The organism is Algoriphagus terrigena DSM 22685 (assembly GCF_000429445.1).
Taxonomy (GTDB): domain Bacteria; phylum Bacteroidota; class Bacteroidia; order Cytophagales; family Cyclobacteriaceae; genus Algoriphagus; species Algoriphagus terrigena.
Genome location: NZ_AUBW01000006.1, coordinates 168342 through 187394 on the forward strand (window position 1 = coordinate 168342; position 19053 = coordinate 187394).

Sequence of the window (19053 nt, forward strand, 5' to 3'; positions counted from 1 at the left end):
TCCTATCCAAACGAATTTGCAATTCGCTAAGTGGAGAGAATTCTGAGTTTTTTGTCCAATTACAAATTGGTACTGATACTAGGGTGTAGTTGCAAACTACACCCAGCGTCCTTCCGATCTTCAAGACTTCCCAGAAAAGCTCCCCTCTGAGTGTAGTTTGACGCCGGCGTAGGTGTAGTTGACCCATCCTGGGTGTAGTTTGATGCTTGACTAGGTGTAGTTTCCCACCCTACAAGCCGGCCTCTCGCTAAAAAGCTTCACCAAAGCTTTTTTGACGCTCGATCCTGCCTTCATATCCAAACGAATTTGCAATTCGCTCAGTCGAGAGCGTTTAAGCTTTTTGGCCAATTTCAAATTGGTAAGAATATTTGGGTGTAGTTGCAAACTACACCCAGCGTCCTTCCGATCTTCAAGACTTCCCAGAAAAGCTCGGCGCTCGATATTTATCAGCCTAACCGGAGTTTGGATTCGGAATCATGCACATTACCGAACGCTGACGATCCTAAATTCGGAATAATTTATCCCCAGATCCCATTCCCCAAGGTCCCGATACTTTCCCATAAAGATCTCCAGTTGCCATGGCCATACGTAGTCGGTTTCCCTTATCATCTCCATACTATCTCCGACTGAGCTTCGCCTTTGCGCCGTATCATCTTCGGGTCTAAGGTCGAACAAGAGTCGAAGATGAGTCGAAGAAGAGTCGAAGACGATATGCCTGAATAGGCACGTATTTATGAAGTACGACATACTATATATGGGGTCTGGTAGAGCTTCAAGCGCCATCATGACCCTAACCTCACACCTGAGCTAGTTTGACGTTGCCCTGGACGTCGTTTCCACAAGCCTGCATCCCGCTAAAATTCACCAACCAACATAAATTGCCCGGCTGAAAATGCGTTAGAATAGTTGGGCGTTGTCATGACAAAGATTGATATGAACAAGGATCTTGAAGCCCAACGGTAGAAAGCGACTTAAAAATCCAAGTACATCATGAAAGACTACGGCAATCCTATTATCAGGCATAAATACACAGCAGACCCGACGGTACTTGTCAACAAAGACGCCCTTTACCTGTACACCGGACATGATGAACCGCCTGATGGTGTTGATGACTACGTGATGAAAGAATGGCTTTGTTTTTCATCCACTAACCTGACGGACTGGACGGAGCATCCATCCCCTTTGAAAGCAACCGATTTCCGCTGGGCTAAAGGAGATGCCTTTGCCTCTAAGGTCATCGAACACCATGGGAAGTTTTACTGGTTTGTGGCAGTCAGTCATGCCGAAAAATTCGGTAAAGCAATCGGGCTTGCGGTGGCCGACAGTCCTGTAGGCCCGTTTCGTGATGCCATCGGACAGGCCCTCATCACGCATGATATGCTGCCGCCAACAGCCAATGCGAAGGCCAACCTTGATCCCTCTGTATTGATTGATGAGGATGGCAGTGCTTATCTATTTTGGGGTAATGGAGAATGCTATTTTGCACCATTAAAGGCAGACTTGACAGGCCTGGAAGGTAAGATTGCTAAAGTTAATCTTCCGGAATTTTCCGAAGGCGCGCATATCCATAAGCGGAATGGCATTTATTATCTTTCGTATGGTTACGGGCATCCTGAAAAAGTGGGTTATGCCACAAGTTCCGATATTGAAGGCCATTGGGAATTTAAAGGTATTATCAACGAGATACCTGAAAACTGCGAGACCAACAGGCCAGCTATTGTTGATTTCAAGGGGCAATCGTACTTCTTCTATCATAACGGCGCATTGCCCGAGGGAGGCAGCCATCGAAGGGCGGTCTGTGTGGACTATCTCTATTATACTGCCGATCAAGCTATACAACCAGTATTGATGACAAAAGAAGGTGTTGTTGATGCCGGTCTTTAGACGCACTTTGATAGTTTATAGATTAATTAGTCTGCTACTTGAGCGAGCCGGGGAGGTTACTTTCTCTTGATACAATGTCTAAACGAATGGAATCGCGGGGATTTTATAATTCAATCCATTGGTTGTGCCCGCAGTGACATCGATCGTCACACCGGTGATCTTGCCTGCCAGATCCGAGGCGAGAAAGAGCGCCGCATTCGCAATGTCGGCCATCATGGGCAATTGTTTCAGCATGGTGTCGTCTTCCAGTTTCGTAAGAAAGCCATGCACCGCATCCGCATCATTGGCCAGAGCATCCCGAAACGGCCGGGAGTCCGGAGATCCTGCCGACCGGATATTGACCACACGGACACCATGCGGACCCAGCTCAATCGCCAGATCTCTTGAAAAACTCTCAATCGCGCAGCATGCCGGGCCAAAGCCACCCACGAGCGGGTATCCTACGCCACCGGGTGTAGCGGTGAGTGAAAGGATGACACCGGATCCTTGCTTTACCATGATCCTGCCTGCAGCGGTGGTGGTCAGAAATTGCGTTTGCATTGCAATGGTGACCGGTCGCACGAAATCGTCAAGGGACATGTCGATCAGTGGAATATCCTGGATATCCTGGATGCAAATGCCGTTGAATGAAATATCAACGGTGCCGGTCCTAGCCAGTACAGTCCCCAGGTGATCGGCAATTTCGTTTTCATTTAGGGCGTCTACCTGTGCGGCTTCCGCTTTCCCACCGGCTGCTATAATTTCATTCGCTACTTTTTCCACTTTCTCAAGTGAACGTCCCGTCAGAAAAACGCGGGCACCTTCCCTGGCAAAGGCACGGGCAAATGCCCCTGCCATTGAATCGGAGACGCCATAGATTACGGCATTTTTATTTTTCAGAAGCATAGGATTCGTGTTTTGACAGTAAATCTATTCTATTCCAAAATAGAAAAACGGTTGTAAACACGGCATTCTAGCGGGTCAATTGCGGCAGATAAATAGGTTGAAAATACACCTCGGAGCCTGGATCATTGAGACACTGCCCTCGACAGGATGCTCGTGCCCTAATTGTATTGTGCCCGGCGACATAAAGCCAAAGCGTAACCTGCGACGATTGAACAATTGTGTCGCAAACCGCCTTGAATTTGTCGTTTGGACAACTCGTTTTTAGACGTACTTCCTGGTACTTTTATAAAAGGGGCTGGAAGCCTGCCTGTTAGGCAGGACCGACAACCAAAGATCGAAGCGTTATGCAATTTAAGACGACCATCTTTCAAAAAGGAAACAACTTGGGTATTGAAGTTCCCGAAACTGTCATTGAGCAACTGGGTGCAGGCAAGCGCCCGCCTGTATTGGTTGAAATCAAAAACTACTCGTACAGAAGCACTGTGGGAGTAATGGAAGGTAAATTCCTCATTCCGCTAAGCAGTGATCATCGTAAAAATGTGCAAGTTGTAGGTGGTGAGACGGTTGAGATCAATCTCGATCTGGACAATGAACCACGAACCGTTGAACTTCCTCAAGCCTTGGCAGACAGGCTAAGGGCCAATGAAATAGCAAAAGAGTTTTTTGACACACTGGCTCCTAGCAACAAAAAGAAGATTGTTGCCTTGATAGAGACCTCCAAGACGGAAGAGACGCTAAGGAAGCGGCTTGAAAAAATCATTGCGGACTTAAATCAAAAGATCAAACCCTGATATCTTGGCCGCGAACGTGTGTTAGAATCGGAATAAGCATTGCAAAAACATCCATCAAAGAATAAAGACTGACTTATGGAAATTGAAGACTTTTTCAAAATTTATCAAAGATCTGCCTGGGATAAAGACGCCTCAGCTATGATCGATCTCTACGATGAGCATGCCCTTATCTTTGATATGTGGGATCAGGGTTACATCTCGAATCCCTCAGAATGGAGTAAGATCATTATAGACTGGCTTGGTTCTTTGGGCGAAGAAAAAGTAAAAGTTGAATTCGAAATGGTGAAGATCCATCAATCCGGCGATGTGGGATTTGCGAGTGCGTTGATTCAGTTTCAGGCAATTTCAGGCGAAGGTGCTGTCTTAAGAGGGATGAAGAATCGGATATCACTCGGTTTCTCAAAATCTGAACACGGGTGGAAAGTGGTCCATCAGCATACCTCAGCGCCGGTCAGTTCGGATGGACTCACTGCAATACTGGATATCTAGGATAGGCAGGGACTCTATGGGCTCGGATCACCTGAAATCGAGCACTCAAATCACTGAGAGCTTTACCGTAAAAAATGAACACCATGAAAGCCGAGCCATCGATGAGACTTGATATCTACATCAACTATCCCGGGCATTGCGAGCAAGCATTCCGGTTTTACGAGGAGCATCTTGGCGGAAAGGTCACGATGATGATGCCCCATCCCCAACGGCCTCCCCACTTTCCGGAGGAATGGGAGAAACCTATCCTCCATGCAATCATTGAGATCGGAGGTACTTTGGTCAGAGGGGCTGACGTGGTGAGTGCCGAACCTATGCGAAGTGCCTATTTGACGCTAAGGATTGACACGCCGGAGAAAACCGAAGAAGCCTATAACCTGCTCTCCAGGGATGGTGAAATCTTTATGAAGCTGGAAAAGACCTTCTTTGCCAATCGTTTTGCCATGCTCCGTGATAAGTTTGGAACTTCGTGGATGCTGCTGAATGAAGAATAGAGGATGCTTTTTCCGCGGGTTGACCAGAGTGCTATCCTTGGCGTAGGTACCATCTTCAATACTTTCAATAACAACTCCGCGCTGGAGAAACAATAACTGCCCTTCGAAAATATCGTCCATGCCTACGGCATTTTTCTAGCACCTCTTTCCTTCCTTTATTCCAGCCATTGAAATGACTGGCTAGGTAATCGGCCATGCCTACGGCATTGTTTCCAAATATACATTTCCCGCCCTGCAAGCTGGCTGCTCGCTGGATTTGTCCACTGGACAATTCCTTTACGCTCGCTCCTCCCGTATGGACGATCCATTTTCTTGCCAGTGGTTTCAACCTCTGGAAAATTTGATGGCAATAGGTTGTGGCAAAGTCCCGTAGGGACGACCGATATAATTTTCATCCGCATTTAATCTAAACTGGATGTATTTCCAATCTGAGTGTAGTTTGACCTAGGCTTAGACGTATTTTTCAAAACGCCTTCATATCCAAACGAATTTGCTATTCGCTAAAAATCAACCTCCAAAATAAATCCGTCCAGTTGAAGATCGGCTAGAATATTCAAGTGTTTTACAAGCCGCTAAAATATGTTTACCGCGACCAAAAACCCTCCTGTATTTCAATGAATTGGACTTGCTTGAGGTGAATTTTTTAATTAAAATCACAGCAGTTTGAATTGCTGGATTAAGTAATCTTTTTAGTTGAGTTTTTTTTTATCCCACCAACCTTTCTTGCCATGAGAATCCTATCCAATCTTCTGTTCTTCTGCCTGCTGCTCTCAGCCTGCAAGCAGGAACCTCCTACTTTCAAAGCTCCCCTGCTTACGAACATCGGGGAATATCAGGTACCAGTCACCACCAAGTCACCGTATGCCCAAAAGTTTTTCGACCAAGGCATCATCATGGCCAACAACTTCAACCATGCCGAGGCCGAGCGTTCCTTTCGGGAAGCAGTCCGGCTTGATCCCGATTTTGCCATGGGCTATTGGGGGATCGCTTATGTCCTGGGCCCCAATTTCAACTCCTCTTCTAACATGGGAGCTGTCGAAGAGATCCGAAATGCGGTAGCAGAAGCCTTACGACTCAGTAAAAACGCCAGTCTCTGGGAGCAGGCCGTGATACAGGCCATCGCCATCAAATTCCCTTCTTCCTCCACCACTTCCGAAGACGAGGCCTTCTCCAGCGAAGTGCGGAAAGCCCACGAAGCCTTTCCCGAAAACTCTTTCGTGGCCACGCTGTATGCAGAGTCAGTGATGAATCTCCACCCCTGGGACTTCTACGACAAGCGCGGCGGCACACCACGACCCTGGACACCCGAAGTGGTGACCCTTTTGGAGCGGGTCATCGCCATCGACCCCAAAAATCCACTGGCCAACCATCTCTACCTGCACGCCACGGAGGCCAGCGGAAAGATGGAACAACCGCTCCAAGTGGCCGAGCGCCTGAAAGACCTCGTGCCTGCTGCCGGACATTTGGTCCACATGCCCTCCCATATCTACATCAATACCGGAGACTATCACGCCGGTTCCGTTGCCAATGAAAAGGCCGTCCTGGCAGACAGCACCTATATCGCGGAATGCAGGGCACAGGGCTACTATCCCCAGATGTATTTCACACACAATTACCATTTCCTTGCCGCCACTGCTGCTTTCGAAGGCAGAGCTTCCCGATCGATTGAGGCGGCTTTCAAGACCGCGAGCTTGGTGGACCCGGCCTACACGCACGAGCCCGGCTTCGAGATGGTGCAGCACTATCTGACCATCCCCTATCACATTCTGGTGAAGTTTGCCCAGTGGGAAAAGATCAGATCACTCCCCCAGCCTGCCGAGGACCTGGTGTACCCAAGAGCCATCTGGCACTATGCCCAAGGCATGGCTTTGGCCCAAGAAGGGAGAAACGAGGCGGCCAAAAAGGAACTGGAACAGCTCCGGCTTTTGGCCCAGGACTCGACCATCGCGGACCAGATGAACTGGGGAATCAACAAGGTGACGGAGGTTTGCCAGATTGCCTCCAGGGTTTTGGAGGCAAAATTGTTGACCAACGAGGGAAAGGACGGGGCAGCCAAAAGCCTGCTTGCAGAGGCGATTGTGATCGAAGACGGACTCAACTACAATGAGCCTCCGGATTGGTTTTTCTCCGTCCGACATATCCTGGGAAATCTATACCTGCAAGCCGGCGACTTTGCCACTGCGGAGCGGGTGTATCGGGAAGACCTGTACAACTGGCCCAAAAACGGTTTTGCGCTCAGCGGTTTGACTGCTGCCTTGATGGCTCAGGGAAAAAACGAAGAAGCGGCGGAGATGGACAGGCAATTTCAGGAGGCTTGGAAACTTGCAGAAATGGATCTGAAAGGCTCAGAGATAGATCCTGAGAAACGACAGGATGTCGCGCTGACCATCGATGCTACTTCACCCAAGGAGCTGGTTTATTTAGCGGCTGCTTTCTGCATGCGGTAAGTCTGATTACAATCCCAATTGGCGCGCGCAGAAAACAAGAGATGAGGAAATGATGAGACACCCTATACTCGGATTGGTCCTTGGACTGTCCACTTTCACCGCAGCATTTAGCCAATCCCTATCTGATGACCAAACAGCTTTCCTCCAAGACTATTCACAGACGGTATACCTGGACAGTCTGCAAACTCAGGCAAAGTGGGATTTCCTATCGCCGCATGTAAAAGGCAAAAAGCTCATCCTGATCGGAGAATTCAATCACGGCTCAAAGGAGATTTTTGAACTGCGCAACTCTCTGATCGCCTACTTGCATCAGGAAATGGGTGCAAATACCATCCTGCTCGAATCAGGAATCGGTGAGTTAATCACTGCCGATATCGACCGGGAATTCATGAGCCCTTCTCAAATGACAAACGGGCTGTTTGGAGGCTGGCGTACCAAGGAATTTGTAGATCTATTCAGCTATGCAAAATCCCAGGACATCTCCATTGCAGGCTTTGATGTTCAGCGTACGGGAGTCTCGTTCAATCCGATCTTCAAAAAAGTAATGCTGGACTGCAAACTCGACACCTCAAGTATACACGACCTTGAATCGAGGTATGGCGCGGCGGCAAGAGACTTAACCAACAGAAAGGCCGTCTATGACTCTTTGAGGGACAACACCACAAAACTGATGGGTGATTATCAGAAAGTCAGGGCTGACCTAGCACCCTTCGTCACTGCAGAGGCTCCCAAAGAACTGATGCTGGTAGATCATACCCTCGAAAACCGGATCAAATACCTGTCCTACATGCTCCAATTTCTCAAAGACGGGGACTGGAGCAGAAGGTGGGCGGCGCGGGACTCAGCAATGGCAAACAATACGGAATGGCTACTCACCAAGGTCTACAAGGATCATCCGGTAATACTCATTGGTCATAATTTCCATTTGGGAAAGTGCAACGAAAACGAAACCGTGATGGGCGAGTTGCTTAAGGACAAGTACGAAAAGGACATGTATTCCATCGGGATTTTTGCCGGGTCCGGCTCCTACAGCGATAATTCCGGCAAAGAAGTCGCGATGACTCCGCAGGATTCTACAGGTCTGGATATCAAACATATCATTACCGAACTTGAGGCTGCCGTCACCTTTCTGGACATGCCGGAGGAATTCTCGCCGGGAAGCGACTGGCTCAATCAAGACCTCATCGTCAGCGACACTTTCATCGACCTGAAAAACAGCAACAAGATGGTGCTGGCAAGGACCTTTGACGGTCTTTTACTCCTGAAGAAGGTCTCCCCAACAAAAGTTGACTGGTAATCCGACCGATAGGGTTTGTAAAACGCCTTCATTTCAAGATGAATTAACAATTCGCTAAAAAAATCCTCAACCAATTAAAGAATGATGAGGATATTGGGCAAGACAAGGCAATGAAATACTACCCAATTGCCAGCCAGAAACGGGCGTCTCAAAAATATGACAAGAAACAGATTTGACTATTTCATTACGCCAATGGCAGCTTTGCCGGCTGTGACTATCGGAGCTGTCGCGATGAAGGCACACGCTGTTAATGGGCTTATTGCGACATCAAACCTTGTATTCGTGGTGGTCGGATGGTTAATCTCATGCTATGTGATATATAAAAATTCCAAGAGCATAAATGGAACACTGATGACATGCTTGATAATCGCTTTGTACGCACTGACATTTGTTGATCCTGGCATTGACAACGTCCACAGATGGCTGTCCATCGGACCAATCAGCCTATACATCTCCAGCATATTCGCTCCGATTTTAATCATTACACTTTGGACTCTTCTGAAAGACAATAAGGATCTATGGGTGAGTGCAATTACGATCACAGTAGCTATTCTGCTTGCTTATCAGCCAGACGCATCGCAGCTAACTGCATTTGCTATTCCCATGGGGATCATCCTCTATCATAAAGTCGGCAACAGATTTATTTCACTTTTCACCATCTGCATCTTAATCTTCTTGGTAATCCTGTCATGGATACACTTAGATACGCTTCCAGCGGTGGACTATGTGGAAGAAATCTTTGGGTTGGTAATGAAAATGGGCTCAATCTGGACTGTTCTCGGGATTATTTCGCTGATCCTTATACCGCTTCCATTCTTTGTTACACTGAATCACAAGGAGAGGCTGCTATCCGGGCTTCTGGGTTTATACTTTACGATATTGATCATCACCACATTTTTTGGAAACTTCCCGGTCCCACTGATGGGCTATGGTATTTCACCCATAGCAGGTTATCTAATGGCAATGACTTGGTTGATTAAAAACAAGGACAACAAACGCCCAGAGAGAGGCGGTGAACTTGTGAATTTTTAGAGCAAAGCTCCCTGCCTTTATATCCAAACGAATTTACAAATTGATCAGCGGACAGCTACCAAGTTGTCGTCCGGGTTCGGAGCATTTGAATAACGCTTAGGTTTCGTTCAGACAAAGGACGACTGGCTAAAAATAAGACAAGAGGCTTATCGGAATCGACCCAACCGGCAAAAAACTAGACTCCCAAAACACAAAGCCCACAGTCTAAACCATGGGCTGGGTATCCTTAAAAGAGGAAAGCGCAATTTGTAAACCTATAATTTATGGATTGGTCGAGAAAATAGAACCATTGGCAATGAGGGCCCGTCGGTTCATCTTCAGCATGTCCCGTACCCACTCAGCAAAGTCTTCCGGCTGCAATACTTTTTCGGGATTGCCGTCGGTCAGTCCGCCTTGGATGCTCATATCGCTGGCGATAGTGCTCGGTGTGAGGGTGAATACGCGGATATTCTGCTTGCGCCATTCGGACATCATGGATTGCGAGAGGGAAACGACCGCAGCCTTGGACGCTGCATAGGCCGACATCGTAGCCCCACCTTTGAGCCCGGCTGTAGATGCCACATTGACGACATCACCTTGGCCTCTCGATTTCAAATGCGGATATACCGCCATCGCCGTATAATAGACACCAAACAAATTGGTGCGAATCACCTGCTCCCAATCCGCCGAAGACATCACTTCCAGCGTCCCTAACTTGGCGATCCCTGCGTTGTTGATCAGGATATCCACTCCCCCCAGCTGCGCCACCAAGGCATCGATTCCCGCCACAACTTCGGCTTCATAATCAACACTAAATGCTGCGTAGGCCGCCTTAACACCGAGCGCTTTCAGCTCCTCCACGACTGCCTTTAGTTGTTCTTCGTTTCGTCCCGTAATCCCGATATGAACGCCTTCCTCGGCGAGTTTCAGTGCCACTGCTTTCCCCAATCCACGTCCACCACCGGTGACAATCGCTATTTTTCCTTCCAATGAAATCATGTTGCTAAAGTTTTTTGTCAGACCAGTAAACCCAAAACAGCCAAGAAATGTCCCCGACTATGGGCAGAAATTTGCCAAAATCAAATGTTTCCAAAAAAAGGCCGATCCTTTACAAATCGTTAAAAATCATCAACCAAGATAAATTAAGCCAATTGACGCATTGCCCCTCTAAGATTGCCGCATTTCACTAGCGTAGCCAAGCCGCAATTGACGAAATTTATATTCTGACCAAACCACTGGAAATCATGAGAAAATTCATCGTCTTATCATTCATTTCACTAGATGGGGTAATGCAAGGCCCGGGCAGTCCGGAAGAAGATCCCTCAGGCGGATTCAAACACGGCGGTTGGGTCGCGCCCTACGACGACGAAGTCAACAACAAGATGATGGAGCGGCTGCTGAAGCCGGCAGACCTTCTCCTGGGCAGAAAGACCTTCGAGATTTGGGAAGATTACTGGCCCAAACACACCGAATATTGGCCCACCATCAATGACGTCAACAAATACGTCCTGTCGACTACCCGAAACAAAACGGACTGGGAGAATTCCGTTTTCGTCCAAACCGTCTCTGGCATCAAAAAAATCAAATCCTCAGAAGGTCTGGATATCCACGTGTGGGGCAGCAGCGAGGTCGTTCAATTGCTTCTTGAGCATGAACTGGTGGACGAATTCTGGCTGATGATCCATCCGGTAATCCTTGGTCATGGGAAACGTCTGTTTGACGACAAAGCAATTCCAGCCGCATTTACCTTGGCAGAAAGTGTCGTAACCCCCACTGGCGTGATCATCGCCAACTACCAGCGGGCCGGAGAAGTTAAGACAGGAAGCATAGGGACTTAGCGGACATTGGAGATACTGTTTTTTACCGTATCGTGCTTTGTTTTCATGATGTTACTTATAGCTGTATAGCTCCTGTTCTCATTCTGCATCTGCTGCTGAAGCTGGAGGTACTGAAGATTGAAGGACATCTGCGTTTCCTGAAATTGCTTCGTCAAACTCCCCACGGGAGCCATTGAAGTCTTTCTACCGGAGGGCTTGGAAGCGGCCTTGGTGGCTAATCCGTCATACACCGCTTCCAGCTTTTCAGTACGCGTCACCAGCTCCTTTTGCTGTGCATCAAGTGCCGCCATTCGATCCAGCAGGTCTTTTCGTTGTTTTTCAAGTTGCTTCAGTTCCTTCTGAACTTCTTTGTACTCCGATTCGGATTGCTCAAAAGCAAGCACATCAGCGCTTGACAGTGATTTATCGGAAGTACTAACCTGTGCCACCAGGGCATTGCTGAGGAATAAAGCCAAGATCAGGCAGGCCAGTTGTTTGATTTTCATATGATTGTAATTTGATTTTTATTGGACATATGGAATCTCGCATGGCATATAATCATTCCAGTGTGTGAGGTTTTTGTTATGCTCGATTTCATAGTCGTTCATTTTTAAAAATTCATTTTCTCTGATGGGATCTTCTCCCGGGCATCATCCCAACTATTATAAATATCAGCAATTTCCGGGTTTGAGGCTTGAAATTCCGCTCTGAGAACGGGATTTCATTGGGCTTTCCACCCTGAAACAGAATCGACTGTTTGCGTCGGCAGTTTTGTTTGCAATACTTTTGTCGCTAATTTTTGGTCAAGGGGTATACGTATTTTGTCTTGATCCAATCGACAAAACATTTCATTTTCCACCTCAGTCATCAAGCATTTGAACTATGAAAACCATTTTTGACCAAGCTACAAGAAACGAACTGATCGAAAGAATTGCCCAGATCTGCGAAAAGGATCAAGCTGAATGGGGAAAGATGAACGTCTTCCAGATGGTTGCTCACAATACCTACTGGAACGGATGGATTCTCGGGACAGACCCCCATACCTACCGTCAGGAATGGCTCGGGAAGATCTTTGGAAAGATCGCGCTGAAAAGTATGATCAAAAACGAAAAGCCCTTTGACAAAAACGTCCCAACCTCCGAGCAATTCAAGGTAAAAGCAACCACCTGCGATCTGGAGGCCGAAAAGGCCAAATGGATCTCCTTGCTCCAGGCTTACGAGAACTTTGACAACCCGGATTTGATCCACGACTTCTTTGGAAAGATGAGCCGGGAGCAGGTTGGCATCTTGGCTTACAAACACACGGATCATCATCTGAGGCAGTTTGGGGTTTGAATTCCTCTGCCCAGGAGTCCCAATCTCCTAGATTGACTTCGCTTGCTGCCGTCCTTCTGTTGCCAGCGGTCGGACAGACCCAAAGCCAGTTTTCAATCCCTTTTCCTACTTCCACTTTAACCCAAAACACACCACCTTGAAAAAATCCCTCGCCATCCTATCCCTCTTTTTCCTCTTTTCCTTCGCGACGCAAGCACAGACACCTTCTAAAGAACAACTCTTGGAACTGGACATCGCCTGGGAAAAGGCTCTCCTGACCTCGGACGCGCCATTTTTGGAAAATCTGCTCGCGGAGGATTTTGTCTGGGTACACAACCATGCCAGCTTGGTAGACGGAAAAACCAACGCCGTCGAGCGGGCAAAACGGATTCAGGCCGGTCAAGCCGACAATACCAAGGGCCGGTTACCCCGCGATCAGCAGGTGGTGATCTTGGGCAATACCGGAGTGGTCAGCGGCTTCACGGTGGTGGATCGCCCGCCAAGTCCCGTGACTTACCACTTCATGCGAACCTACGCCTGGATCGACGGGAGATTTTACCTGCTGGCCAATCACACGATGGCTATACCGGATGAGGAAGTGAAGTAGGCTTGTCCTCAGTCGACAGACCACAGACGACAGCCCGTTATCGATCTATTTAAAAGAGAAGGCAAAGCAGTACTGCTGCTAAATTCTAAAAAACCGCGGCAGTAGACCGTCAACCGTAGTCCGCTGACAAATCAAAGCTTAACAATTAACCCCTCACCTTCCGATCCATTTTGAAAAAAATCCTCCTGCTCCTCGTCATCTACCTGGCCTTTATCAGCCTCGGTCTTCCCGATTCACTCTTGGGGGCTGGATGGCCCGCCATGTTTGAGGACCTGGCTGTTCCGCTGGACTACGCGGGTATTCTCTCCATGATTGTAGCCGCCGGCACGGTGGTGTCGAGTTTGTTCAGCGGCAAGGTCATCGATCGGTTCGGGGTGGCCGCCGTCACGACGGTGAGCGTCCTGATGACCGCTTTGGCGCTGATGGGTTATTCTTATTCGCATCATTTCGGCTTCCTCTGCCTGCTGGCAGTTCCCCTCGGACTGGGAGCCGGAAGCGTGGACTCCGCCCTGAATAACTACGTGGCACTGCACTATCAGGCCCGGCACATGAACTGGCTGCATAGCTTTTGGGGAGTCGGCGCAGCGATCGGGCCGATGATCATGGCAGGTCACCTGGCCAAAGGAGAATCCTGGTCTCAGGGCTACCATACCGTTGCCTGGATTCAGCTGGCCTTGGTCCTGATCTTGCTGGCTTCTCTTCCGCTTTGGATTAAGGGAAAGACAGTAACAACGGATCCTGCTTCAGAAAAATCTCCCAGCATCTTCTCCCTGATCGGCACACTACCGGGACTCAAACAGGCCCTGGCTGTGTTCTTCTGCTACTGCACTATCGAGGCAACTTTCGGACTTTGGGGAGCAAGTTACCTGGTATTCGAGCGCGGATTGGAGGCGGATCAGGCTGCGCGGTTGGTTTCCCTGTATTTCTTGGGGATTACCTTGGGCAGGTTTCTCTCCGGATTTCTGACCAGCCATTTCTCTAACCGACAGTTGGTGTACCTGGGTCAGGGCGTGATTGGGTTGGGGATTCTGACGCTATTTCTTCCGTTTTCCGACACCATCCTGCCTGGATTCTTGCTGATCGGGCTGGGTTGCGCGCCGATCTTCCCAAGCCTGCTCCACGAGACTCCTGTCAACTTTGGCGAGCAGCACTCACAGAGCATCATGGGCATGCAGATGGCCAGCGCCTATGTGGGCATTACGCTCATGCCTTTTCTGTTTGGGAAAATATCCAATTTCACCGGTCACGGCTTTCTATTGGCCTTTTTGGGCATTTTTCTGGTGCTGATACTTCTGCTGACGAGAGGAATGAACAAAAAGGTCAGATCCGCTCATCACTGACAGTAAAGCAAGATTTACTTTCCCTTGGAGGAGAGACCCAGGAGCTTTCACGCTTTGCGACTTCGCGCCTCTGCGAGATGATAGATCTTTCTCGCAAAGACGCTAAAGGCGCAAAGTTCACCTCCGGTCGCTAAAGTCCATTTTCTGCTTCAGCATTTACAGGCTCGATTTGCAATTAGGCCTGTTTATCCCGCCTGCGATAAAGGCTCCTGTATTTTTACCACCACCAGTGATCGAATCCGGGTTTTACCCTTCGCGACTTCGCGCCTCTGCGAGACTATAGATCTATCTCACATAGACGCCAAAGGTGCAAAGTACGTTCCCGCTCGCTACCGTATAATCTCAGGCTTGTAATTTCGTAGCCACTTAATTCCCCAGCATTTTTAGCGAGGTTACCACTAGCCAACGCCCAGCTGGGCCTTTGCTCCGAGGATGTGCTTCTCATCCTGTGTTTCGACGGCAAAGAAGCCATAGGCCAAGGGTGCAGCAGCGGCCCGCTCGAGGCTTTGCTCAAAGAGCTTATCCCAAACCTCTCCGCCCTGTTTTTGGTACTCGGTAACAAGCGCCTTGAGGCTCTCTTCTCCAAAGACAGTGGCGTGCCCGGAAAAGTCTAGCGCGATGTCGGCCACTTGGGCGGTGGACCAGTCTATGATGCCCGACACAGCTCCAGTTGGGGAGGTGAGAACATGCCCGGCATAGAGATCTCCATGGATAAATCGCGTGAAATCAGGCCAGAGTGCGTCCTGATCCAACCATTTCAGGTAGCGTTGCTCCAGTGCTTCGCTGATCCCGAGCTCGGACTTTACCAGCTGGAGCCGGTCTGCGATCTCAGTTCTTACCGCTTGGGGGCTTAGCACCTTCAGGCCATTTGCCCGAACTTCCTCCTGAGGAATGCCATGAAGTTCGACGAGCGCCTTTGCCAGGGATGGAATATAGTGAGGACTGTTCTGATCCATATTCCAGGTCACCTCATAGGTGTCTGCATCAAAAGTCAGGGCAGGTTTGCCGTCAAGTAAGGGATAGGCTACCAAGTTTGGCGTGGCAATCTTCCAATCCGGCACCTGCACCGATAGATGTTGGCCCGCGAGCTTCAGGATGCGCTTTTCTTCGTCGATCTGCTCGCCCAAACCTTCTCTCCGGGGAATCCGCAGCAGCCACGGCCTACCGTCCAAGTCCTTTGCAAAACCGACCCGAAAGTCGATCCCCATCTCATTGAATTCCATCTCCTCCGACAGCAGCAGTCCATGCTCCCGGGCAAGATCCTGGATATCCTTTATTTCCAATTTCATTAATCGATGTTTTTCTGGTTTAACGGAGCTTAGCTCTCCAAAATCCTGGTCTCAAAACCGTCGAGGCTTTTGGTGTTTTTTCGCTCCCAATACTCTTCGATGCCATCGGCCCCTTGCTTGGAAGACCAGGCATTCAGCGTCCCCCGCTCCTCCTTGAAGTCCATAAACGGCACGGCAAAACCGCAGCTGGTCTGCACCAGGTCGACCTCCATCTCGATGATCTGCCGTGAGCCGGTGTTTGCGGGGAACAGGTCGATGTACTGATGAAATTCCCGATCCCGTTGATGGTAGATCTTGGCTTGGCCATAAAGCCTCAGGATCAATGGCTTTCCCTCAAAGGCACAAAACATGATCGTCATCCTCGGATTGAGCAGCAAGTGGGCAGCAGTCTCGTTGCCACTGCCGGTCAGGTTAAGCCAGACGACTTTGTTTGGACCGATCACCCGAAAGGAATCCGTTCCCTTCGGCGAGACGTTGACCTTGCCTTCTGCGGCGGCTGTACCGACAAAAAATACCTTTTGGGCGGCGATAAACTCGCTGAGCTCCTCCGTGATCGATTCCAATTGCTTTCCCATAGTTCGATGGCTTGATTGATTTTGATGAAAAATAGAGAGTTAGTCCCAAAAATAGCTAAAATCTCTGTCGAAGCCTTCTCCCAGCCAGCATTGGATTACCCCTCCAATTCCTTCGGACTGATGGGTTTTTCCAGTCTAAACGATCCACTCTCCGCATCCAACTCCAGCCCCCACCGCTTCAGACTGGGCAGTTCGAGAGATTTTTCCCGATACTGGTCCGGCGTCATGATCGGTATCCCGTAGATGATGGGAAAGTAGCGCTCGCAGCTCGGACAGCTGAGGAGGCCTTCGATGATTTCGTGGTCTTCGGTTTCATGAAAGATCTGCACCTGCAGGTCACTCTTGTCAAATGGACAGCAAAGACGGTCTAATAGCTTTCGGTTCATGGTTTGGTTTTCATTTTTAATAGATAGTCACTTGCAGCCTGTTTGGGGTCGGCTGCGCCTAAAATCCCCGAAATCACTGCGACGCCGGCATAGGAGTAGTCGAGCTGGGGAAGATTTTCGGGGCGGATTCCCCCGGAGAGAAAGATCGGAATCGGGGTTAATTTCCGCGCTTGGCGGATGCTTTCTGGTGTGACCAGCTCGCATGTATCGACCGAACTGGACGGAAATACCGAGCAAAAGCTGATGTAGGACAAGACGTTTTCGTGAGCCCAACGCACCAGATCCAGGTCGTTTCCTACCGTGATCCCCGTGAGCTTGCCCTGGAGTCGGGGTTGGATTTCCTTCCAGTTCTCTGGAATCCGGTCAAAGTGTACCCCGTCCAGCCCGGCTTCCAGAGCGAGCTCCATATCTTCATTGATCAAAGTGGGAACGTCAAAATCTCCGGCCACCGCTTTGATCTTTTTTGCCAGTTCCAGTTTCTCTTTCTTCGAGAAATCTGTAGGCCAATGATCCCAAATCTGCACCAGCGCTACTCCACCGCTTAGCGCTTGGCGAAGACTTTCGAGCAAAGAACCTTCCTTCTTTGCTGGGTCCAATACGAGGTACAATCCTTGTGGCTTTTTCATTGCTTTCCTGACTCTACGGCTTTAAAAAATGCTTCCCAATACGGGTCTTTTCCATCAAAGTCGGCTTCCTCCACGACTCCGTTTTCTCTCTGAATCAGCTTGCTCCTCTCCGCAGTGAAGTGTCCAATGACCGTCGCCGATATTCCATCTTCGGCTAGTGCTTGGATCAACTTTTCCTCGAAACCCATCTTGACCGAGATCAGCATCGAACCCGCTCCTACAGAGATTAAAGGATCAATCTCAAAGAGTCTTGCAACTTTCTCCACCTCGTCGGGAACGGGAATTTTGTCCAAGTCCAGCAAAAATCCCAGGCCGGATGCCTCAGCCATCTCGGTCACAGCACCCAGGACACCGCCCTCGGTGACGTCGTGCATCGCACGTAATTCCATCTTGGGTTTTAATGTCCGTGCTGCAATAAGTGCCTCAGGAAGTACCGAAAGCTTCCAAAAATTGTCGCTCGCTTTTTCCTGAATTTCTTTTCCAAAAGCATCCGTCACCGTCTGGGGGAACGCCATCGCCAAGATAGCCGTGCTCGAGATCGCGGCATGCTTGGTGAGGATCACCGAATCTCCCGGCTGGGCTTGATTGCTGCTGAGCAGCTGATCTTTGGGAGCTTTCAAAAACATCGTCCCGCCACCTGCAATGGTCGACTCCTGACCGGGAACCTGGCCGGTATGGCCGCCGGTGATTGCGATACCTAGTTCCTGACAAATCTCATGGATGAACCTCCAGTATTCGGCAAACTGCTCCCGGGAGACACTTGGCGGCAGGTTGAGTACGAACTGCGCAAACTGCGGCGCAAAACCTGTGGTACTCATGTCGTTGGCCAACAAATGAACCGACAGCCACGCTGAGACTTTCATCCCCAAGGAAGGAATCAGCGAAAGTGGGTCGCTGGAAACCGCCAGCGCCTGCCCGTCTCCGAGATCAATAGTCGCAGTGTCTACCCCAAAAGCAGGTCCGCAAATGACCTCGAGTCGCTCAGCTCCGCACAGGTTCATCAGTTCGTCCTTGAAAACCTTGGAGCTCACCTTACCTGAAAAATCCTCAAAAGCAGCCATCAGACGTCGAGGAGTTTGACATGCATCCCGAAGAAATCGCCATAGGGAACATTCCACTGCTGGGTTGGAAACCACTTCGGAAGGCCCGTCGCCTTCCATTCGATGGAATAATTCCGATCCGGCAAAGCCTCAGCAATCAGTGCTTTCAGCGAGCTCGGCGTATAGAAATTCGCGGTGGTGTAGTAGTTGTTTTTCCCAAAAGCCTGTTGTACTCGCCTCCGGATGAGCTTGGGAGTGTTGCGGTTCATCATCCCAAAGATGATCCCATACTTACCTACTCTGACGGCTTCCCGGATCACCTGTACGGGATTTTGGTAGTATTCGAAGGTGGTCACAAAGGCCAAGGCGTCGAAGGAATGATCCTTAAAAGGCATGTGGTGCGAGTCGGCCAGCACCAAGTCCCCGTCAAAGAGCTGAACCCCCTGCGCCAACATGAAAGGAGAAATATCACCCCCCGTCGCTTCGAGTCCGATCTCGTGCCACCATCGGGTAAAGCGGGTGGTTCCACAACCGAATTCCAGCAGGGTTTTGACGCGGGAGTCTTGGGTGATGAGGCCTTCGAGCGTCTTCTTTTGCCAAACCTCCTGGAACTTGTATGGGCCCTCGTAGTATTGCTCGTAGTGATCGGTGTCGTCCCGGTTGAAAAACCATTCTTTCCTGCCTTGCCAGGTGCGCAACTCCTCAGGAGCTACTTGGAATTTTTCTTGTTTGATCAGTTCGCTCATTTGGTCTAAAGTTTA

General features: G+C 49.4%; 20 protein-coding genes. 11 read left to right on the top strand and 9 right to left on the bottom strand.

Annotated elements, in window-relative coordinates:
* Window positions 1-990 precede the first annotated feature (990 nt).
* Window positions 991-1884, top strand: a complete 894-nt coding sequence (locus G459_RS27010) for a glycoside hydrolase family 43 protein (RefSeq protein ID WP_035455325.1) — start codon at window positions 991-993, stop codon at window positions 1882-1884.
* A gap of 78 nt (window positions 1885-1962) precedes the next feature.
* On the opposite strand, the gene G459_RS0106670 is transcribed toward G459_RS27010, so the two are convergent.
* Window positions 1963-2769 (bottom strand): SDR family NAD(P)-dependent oxidoreductase, encoded by an 807-nt coding sequence (locus G459_RS0106670; protein WP_026966942.1) that lies wholly within the window; start codon window positions 2767-2769, stop codon window positions 1963-1965.
* 344 nt (window positions 2770-3113) lie between these two features.
* On the opposite strand from G459_RS0106670, the gene G459_RS0106675 reads away from it, so the two are divergent.
* The 6 genes from G459_RS0106675 to G459_RS0106700 all read left to right on the top strand — a co-directional run bounded on the left by G459_RS0106675 (window position 3114) and on the right by G459_RS0106700 (window position 9319).
* Window positions 3114-3560 carry a YdeI/OmpD-associated family protein gene (locus G459_RS0106675; RefSeq protein WP_026966943.1) on the top strand — a complete coding sequence of 149 codons (447 nt, stop codon included), beginning with the start codon at window positions 3114-3116 and terminating at the stop codon, window positions 3558-3560.
* Window positions 3561-3635: 75 nt separating this feature from the next.
* Complete coding sequence (locus G459_RS0106680) at window positions 3636-4049, top strand: YybH family protein (RefSeq protein ID WP_026966944.1); 414 nt, start codon at window positions 3636-3638, stop codon at window positions 4047-4049.
* A 74-nt stretch (window positions 4050-4123) separates the two neighbouring features.
* Window positions 4124-4543: a VOC family protein gene (locus tag G459_RS0106685; RefSeq protein WP_026966945.1), complete on the top strand. Its 420-nt coding sequence runs from the start codon at window positions 4124-4126 to the stop codon at window positions 4541-4543.
* A 728-nt stretch (window positions 4544-5271) separates the two neighbouring features.
* On the top strand, window positions 5272-6990 hold the full coding sequence (locus G459_RS0106690; protein ID WP_035455327.1) for a tetratricopeptide repeat protein: 1719 nt from the start codon (window positions 5272-5274) through the stop codon (window positions 6988-6990).
* Window positions 6991-7039: 49 nt separating this feature from the next.
* Window positions 7040-8287, top strand: coding sequence for an erythromycin esterase family protein (locus tag G459_RS0106695; protein ID WP_026966947.1), 1248 nt, complete (start codon window positions 7040-7042; stop codon window positions 8285-8287).
* Window positions 8288-8443: 156 nt separating this feature from the next.
* Window positions 8444-9319: a hypothetical protein gene (locus G459_RS0106700; protein WP_026966948.1), complete on the top strand. Its 876-nt coding sequence runs from the start codon at window positions 8444-8446 to the stop codon at window positions 9317-9319.
* A 261-nt stretch (window positions 9320-9580) separates the two neighbouring features.
* On the opposite strand, the gene G459_RS0106705 is transcribed toward G459_RS0106700, so the two are convergent.
* Complete coding sequence (locus G459_RS0106705) at window positions 9581-10297, bottom strand: 3-ketoacyl-ACP reductase (RefSeq protein ID WP_035455331.1); 717 nt, start codon at window positions 10295-10297, stop codon at window positions 9581-9583.
* A 245-nt stretch (window positions 10298-10542) separates the two neighbouring features.
* Between G459_RS0106705 and G459_RS0106715 the strand changes: the two genes are divergently transcribed.
* Window positions 10543-11136 carry a dihydrofolate reductase family protein gene (locus tag G459_RS0106715; protein ID WP_026966950.1) on the top strand — a complete coding sequence of 198 codons (594 nt, stop codon included), beginning with the start codon at window positions 10543-10545 and terminating at the stop codon, window positions 11134-11136.
* Here the strand turns inward: G459_RS0106715 and G459_RS0106720 are convergent.
* Window positions 11133-11621, bottom strand: coding sequence for a hypothetical protein (locus G459_RS0106720; RefSeq protein WP_026966951.1), 489 nt, complete (start codon window positions 11619-11621; stop codon window positions 11133-11135). The two genes, G459_RS0106715 and G459_RS0106720, sit on opposite strands and share 4 nt — an antisense overlap.
* A gap of 376 nt (window positions 11622-11997) precedes the next feature.
* On the opposite strand from G459_RS0106720, the gene G459_RS0106725 reads away from it, so the two are divergent.
* The 3 genes from G459_RS0106725 (at window position 11998) to G459_RS0106735 (ending at window position 14376) form a co-directional block, all read left to right on the top strand.
* Complete coding sequence (locus G459_RS0106725) at window positions 11998-12450, top strand: DUF1569 domain-containing protein (protein ID WP_026966952.1); 453 nt, start codon at window positions 11998-12000, stop codon at window positions 12448-12450.
* A 136-nt stretch (window positions 12451-12586) separates the two neighbouring features.
* Window positions 12587-13036: a nuclear transport factor 2 family protein gene (locus G459_RS0106730; RefSeq protein WP_026966953.1), complete on the top strand. Its 450-nt coding sequence runs from the start codon at window positions 12587-12589 to the stop codon at window positions 13034-13036.
* 170 nt (window positions 13037-13206) lie between these two features.
* Entirely contained in the window at window positions 13207-14376 is a 1170-nt protein-coding gene (locus G459_RS0106735) for an MFS transporter (protein ID WP_026966954.1), read from the top strand.
* A 398-nt stretch (window positions 14377-14774) separates the two neighbouring features.
* Here G459_RS0106735 and mph read toward each other — a convergent pair whose 3' ends face one another.
* The 6 genes from mph to G459_RS0106765 all read right to left on the bottom strand — a co-directional run bounded on the left by mph (window position 14775) and on the right by G459_RS0106765 (window position 19038).
* A complete protein-coding gene (gene mph / locus G459_RS0106740; protein WP_026966955.1) occupies window positions 14775-15659 on the bottom strand; it encodes an Mph(E)/Mph(G) family macrolide 2'-phosphotransferase in 885 nt (294 codons plus the stop codon).
* Window positions 15660-15694: 35 nt separating this feature from the next.
* The gene (locus G459_RS0106745; protein WP_026966956.1) at window positions 15695-16240 is read right to left on the bottom strand and encodes a pyridoxamine 5'-phosphate oxidase family protein; all 546 of its coding nucleotides are present in this window, start codon (window positions 16238-16240) and stop codon (window positions 15695-15697) included.
* 95 nt (window positions 16241-16335) lie between these two features.
* Window positions 16336-16626, bottom strand: coding sequence for a Trm112 family protein (locus G459_RS0106750; RefSeq protein WP_026966957.1), 291 nt, complete (start codon window positions 16624-16626; stop codon window positions 16336-16338).
* Window positions 16623-17252, bottom strand: coding sequence for a thiamine phosphate synthase (locus tag G459_RS0106755; protein ID WP_026966958.1), 630 nt, complete (start codon window positions 17250-17252; stop codon window positions 16623-16625). Before G459_RS0106755 ends, G459_RS0106750 begins: the two co-directional genes overlap by 4 nt.
* Complete coding sequence (locus G459_RS0106760) at window positions 17249-18313, bottom strand: AIR synthase family protein (RefSeq protein WP_026966959.1); 1065 nt, start codon at window positions 18311-18313, stop codon at window positions 17249-17251. Before G459_RS0106760 ends, G459_RS0106755 begins: the two co-directional genes overlap by 4 nt.
* Window positions 18313-19038, bottom strand: a complete 726-nt coding sequence (locus G459_RS0106765; RefSeq protein ID WP_026966960.1) for a class I SAM-dependent methyltransferase — start codon at window positions 19036-19038, stop codon at window positions 18313-18315. The genes G459_RS0106760 and G459_RS0106765 overlap by 1 nt, the downstream gene beginning before the upstream one ends.
* Window positions 19039-19053: the final 15 nt, after the last annotated feature.

Coding starts and splice junctions, on each gene's coding strand:
- G459_RS0106695 (WP_026966947.1), top strand. CDS start 7,040: ATGATGAGACACCCTATACTCGGATTGGTCCTTGGACTGTCCACTTTC.
- G459_RS0106690 (WP_035455327.1), top strand. CDS start 5,272: ATGAGAATCCTATCCAATCTTCTGTTCTTCTGCCTGCTGCTCTCAGCC.
- G459_RS0106680 (WP_026966944.1), top strand. CDS start 3,636: ATGGAAATTGAAGACTTTTTCAAAATTTATCAAAGATCTGCCTGGGAT.
- G459_RS0106715 (WP_026966950.1), top strand. CDS start 10,543: ATGAGAAAATTCATCGTCTTATCATTCATTTCACTAGATGGGGTAATG.
- G459_RS0106750 (WP_026966957.1), bottom strand. CDS start 16,626: ATGAACCGAAAGCTATTAGACCGTCTTTGCTGTCCATTTGACAAGAGT.
- G459_RS0106700 (WP_026966948.1), top strand. CDS start 8,444: ATGACAAGAAACAGATTTGACTATTTCATTACGCCAATGGCAGCTTTG.
- G459_RS0106705 (WP_035455331.1), bottom strand. CDS start 10,297: ATGATTTCATTGGAAGGAAAAATAGCGATTGTCACCGGTGGTGGACGT.
- G459_RS0106720 (WP_026966951.1), bottom strand. CDS start 11,621: ATGAAAATCAAACAACTGGCCTGCCTGATCTTGGCTTTATTCCTCAGC.
- G459_RS0106725 (WP_026966952.1), top strand. CDS start 11,998: ATGAAAACCATTTTTGACCAAGCTACAAGAAACGAACTGATCGAAAGA.
- G459_RS0106765 (WP_026966960.1), bottom strand. CDS start 19,038: ATGAGCGAACTGATCAAACAAGAAAAATTCCAAGTAGCTCCTGAGGAG.
- G459_RS0106685 (WP_026966945.1), top strand. CDS start 4,124: ATGAACACCATGAAAGCCGAGCCATCGATGAGACTTGATATCTACATC.
- G459_RS0106755 (WP_026966958.1), bottom strand. CDS start 17,252: ATGAAAAAGCCACAAGGATTGTACCTCGTATTGGACCCAGCAAAGAAG.
- G459_RS0106675 (WP_026966943.1), top strand. CDS start 3,114: ATGCAATTTAAGACGACCATCTTTCAAAAAGGAAACAACTTGGGTATT.
- G459_RS0106760 (WP_026966959.1), bottom strand. CDS start 18,313: ATGGCTGCTTTTGAGGATTTTTCAGGTAAGGTGAGCTCCAAGGTTTTC.
- G459_RS27010 (WP_035455325.1), top strand. CDS start 991: ATGAAAGACTACGGCAATCCTATTATCAGGCATAAATACACAGCAGAC.
- G459_RS0106745 (WP_026966956.1), bottom strand. CDS start 16,240: ATGGGAAAGCAATTGGAATCGATCACGGAGGAGCTCAGCGAGTTTATC.
- G459_RS0106670 (WP_026966942.1), bottom strand. CDS start 2,769: ATGCTTCTGAAAAATAAAAATGCCGTAATCTATGGCGTCTCCGATTCA.